This window comes from Pseudomonas agronomica, assembly GCF_025917275.1.
In the GTDB taxonomy this organism is placed as follows: domain Bacteria; phylum Pseudomonadota; class Gammaproteobacteria; order Pseudomonadales; family Pseudomonadaceae; genus Aquipseudomonas; species Aquipseudomonas agronomica.
Genome location: NZ_JAOSHO010000544.1, coordinates 1 through 3,130, shown reverse-complemented (window position 1 = coordinate 3,130; position 3,130 = coordinate 1). Strand labels below are relative to the sequence as shown.

General features: G+C 60.3%; 3 protein-coding genes. 1 reads left to right on the top strand and 2 read right to left on the bottom strand.

Annotated elements, in window-relative coordinates; genetic code table 11:
• Window positions 1-42: 42 nt before the first annotated feature.
• Together OC610_RS24190 and OC610_RS24185 are read right to left on the bottom strand one after the other, a co-directional pair.
• Complete coding sequence (locus tag OC610_RS24190) at window positions 43-942, bottom strand: D-hexose-6-phosphate mutarotase (protein WP_264431457.1); 900 nt, start codon at window positions 940-942, stop codon at window positions 43-45.
• A gap of 57 nt (window positions 943-999) precedes the next feature.
• Window positions 1,000-1,404, bottom strand: coding sequence for an acyl-CoA thioesterase (locus OC610_RS24185; protein WP_030139126.1), 405 nt, complete (start codon window positions 1,402-1,404; stop codon window positions 1,000-1,002).
• Window positions 1,405-1,777: 373 nt separating this feature from the next.
• Between OC610_RS24185 and OC610_RS24180 the strand changes: the two genes are divergently transcribed.
• Window positions 1,778-3,076, top strand: coding sequence for an MFS transporter (locus OC610_RS24180; RefSeq protein WP_264431454.1), 1,299 nt, complete (start codon window positions 1,778-1,780; stop codon window positions 3,074-3,076).
• The last annotated feature ends 54 nt before the right edge of the window (window positions 3,077-3,130 follow it).

Genomic DNA, 3,130 nt, shown 5'->3' with positions numbered 1-3,130 from the left:
ATCGCGAGCAAGCTCGCTCCCACAGGTTTTTTGTGGTGTGGTTTAGAGCGGCTTGCTGCAAATGCTCACGCCCAGGGTATGGCTGGCGTCTGGCAACAGCGTCACCACATCGTCCATCACGTTTGCCGTCTCGATGCACAGCATGCGCTGCCAGCCGTCGTCGGCCATGTCGCTGAAGGCCTTGGCCCGTTCGGTCCAGGGATTCCAGATCACCGCCGAGCGTGAGCCGGTGCTGGTCAGTTGGATTCGGCGTTGCCAGTGCGGGTCAACGATGCTCAGTGTCGGCGGGGTATCGAGGTAGATGCGGTCGGTTTCGCCGACGAATTGCAGGGCACCGGCCTGGGCGTGGGGCTTCCAATCGTCCAGGGTCTCGATGTAGCCCAAGCCATCCACCCCTTCGACCTGTACGTTGCGCACATCGCTCACGGCAAAGTAGCTGTGCAGTGCCTGGCTGAGGCTGACGGTTTCGCTGCCACGGTTATGACTGGTGAGGTGGATATGCAGTTGCTCGTCCATCACGATGGTCAACGTCAGGTCGACCCGGTGGGGCCAACCCGACAGGCCGTTTTCAGGGTAGGGCAGGACGAATTCGATTTTCAGGCTTTCACCTTCGGTCTCGATGCCCTTCAATTCCCAATCCATCGCCCGCACCAGCCCGTGGGCCGTTGCAGGCTCGTTGCTGACACGCATGGCCTGCACGCTGTCGGGGTTGCGGGTCAGGTTGCCGAACCAAGGCCAGCACACCGGCACGCCAGCGCGGATGCTCTTGCCGGCCTTGAAGATGGCCTGGTCGTTGAGCCAGATCAGCGGCGGCTGGCCGTCCACCTGATAACTCAGGATATGCGCGCCTTGCTGGGCCACCAGCAACTCGGCCTGACCGTGGCGGATGCGCCAACCGTTCAGTTCATCCAGTTTGACGGCTTCGACATTGGGCGTAGGCATGCTGCAAATCTCGTTCAGGAACATGAACTGCAATGGACCGCAAAACGGTCGCCGCGTTTAACGAGCCCGAGGTGGAACCGAACGGGTACGACCGCTGCCGTCGATGGCGACAAACACGAACACCGCTTCGGTGACCTTGCGCCATTCACTGGACAGCGGATCGTCGCTCCACACCTCGACCATCATCTGGATCGAGCTGCGGCCGATTTCCAGCGCCTGGGTATAAAAGGACAACTGTGCGCCCACGGCCACCGGCACCAGGAACGCCATGCGATCAATCGCTACGGTCGCCACGCGCCCACCCGCCACCTTGCTGGCCATCGCGGTGCCGGCGAGGTCCATCTGGGACACCAGCCAGCCGCCGAAAATGTCGCCGAAGCCGTTGGTATCACGGGGAAGTGCGGTGATTTGCAGGGCCAGGTCGCCTTGCGGAATTGGATCTTCTTGTTCGAGCTCTATCATGCCGGGGGTGCCTCTGACCCGTAACTCTGTCGTGTACTTCAGGTGAATAGCCGTCTTTGAAAAAAACGATTCAGCCCGAACATGCCTCGTTCGTCACGTTTTTCATAAAGGCGTGCCAAAGGGAAACTCTGCGAAACCGGCTGATTTGTACTACATCACCAACGACGTTTTCGCACAGCAACCCCTTACAGAGTGTCGCAAGGTTGCGAGTATATCGGGCGATAGACGTCGATACGACCATCGGGTTCTGATTTTGACTGTCAATTACGCGCCTCTATGTGCTTTTTCGAACAATTTGCTATCGTGCCGAACCTGCCCGGGTTCCCATTAAGAGTGGTCGGGCCGAGAACTGACTATAAGAGAAGCCCTTGCCATGACCACTGCGCCTTCGAGCACGGCGACGCCCGCACAACCCGCCCGTCCGCTGACCCGTAACGACTACAAGACCTTGTCGCTTTCTGCCCTTGGCGGCGCGCTGGAGTTCTACGATTTCATCATTTTCGTGTTCTTTGCCACCGTGGTTGGCAAGCTGTTTTTCCCCGCCGAAATGCCCGAATGGCTGCGCCTGATGCAAACGTTTGGCATTTTTGCCGCCGGCTACCTGGCTCGCCCGTTGGGCGGAATCATCATGGCCCACTTCGGCGACCTGCTGGGGCGCAAGAAAATGTTCACCTTGAGCATCTTCATGATGGCCGTGCCGACGCTGATCATGGGCTTGCTGCCGACCTATGCGCAGATCGGCATGTGGGCGCCGATCCTCCTGTTGCTGATGCGCGTGATCCAAGGCGCAGCGATTGGCGGCGAAGTACCGGGCGCCTGGGTATTCGTTTCCGAACACGTGCCGGCGCGACACATTGGCTACGCCTGCGGCACCCTGACCTGCGGCCTGACGGCGGGGATCCTGTTGGGTTCGTTGGTCGCGACCGCCATCAACAGCATTTATACGCCAGTGGAAGTGGCGGATTACGCCTGGCGAATCCCGTTCCTGCTGGGCGGTGTGTTCGGCCTGTTTTCGGTGTACCTGCGCCGCTGGTTGCACGAAACACCGGTGTTCGCCGAGCTGCAACAACGCAAGGCCCTGGCCGAAGAAGTGCCGTTGCGCGCCGTGCTGCGCGACCATCGTGGCGCCATCGCCATTTCGATGCTGCTGACCTGGCTGCTGTCGGCCGGTGTCATCGTGGTGATCCTGATGACACCAACGGTGCTGCAGACCGTCTACCATTTCAGCCCGACTACGGCGTTGCAGGCCAATAGCCTGGCGATCGTGTTCCTGAGTCTTGGTTGTATCGGCGCCGGTGTCTTGGCCGACCGCTTTGGCGCTGGCCGGGTGTTCGTCTTCGGCAGTGGCCTGCTGTTGGTCACCTTCTGGACCTTCTACCACAGCCTTTACGCCCACCCCGAGTGGCTGTTCCCGCTCTACGCCTTGAGTGGCTTGCTGGTCGGCACCATCGGCGCAGTGCCGTACGTCATGGTCAATGCCTTCCCGGCCGTGGTGCGCTTCAGTGGGCTGTCATTCTCCTACAACCTGGCCTATGCGATTTTCGGTGGCTTGACCCCGATGATCGTGACGCTGCTGCTCAAGGAGAGCCCGATGGGCCCGGCATATTACGTGGCGATCATCTGCGGGATCGGGATGGTGATTGGTGGGTATCTCTGGAAGAAAGGTCGCTAAGCGGCTGCCTACTCAAGGCGGGAGTGACTCATGTGGCGAGGGAGCTTGCTCCCG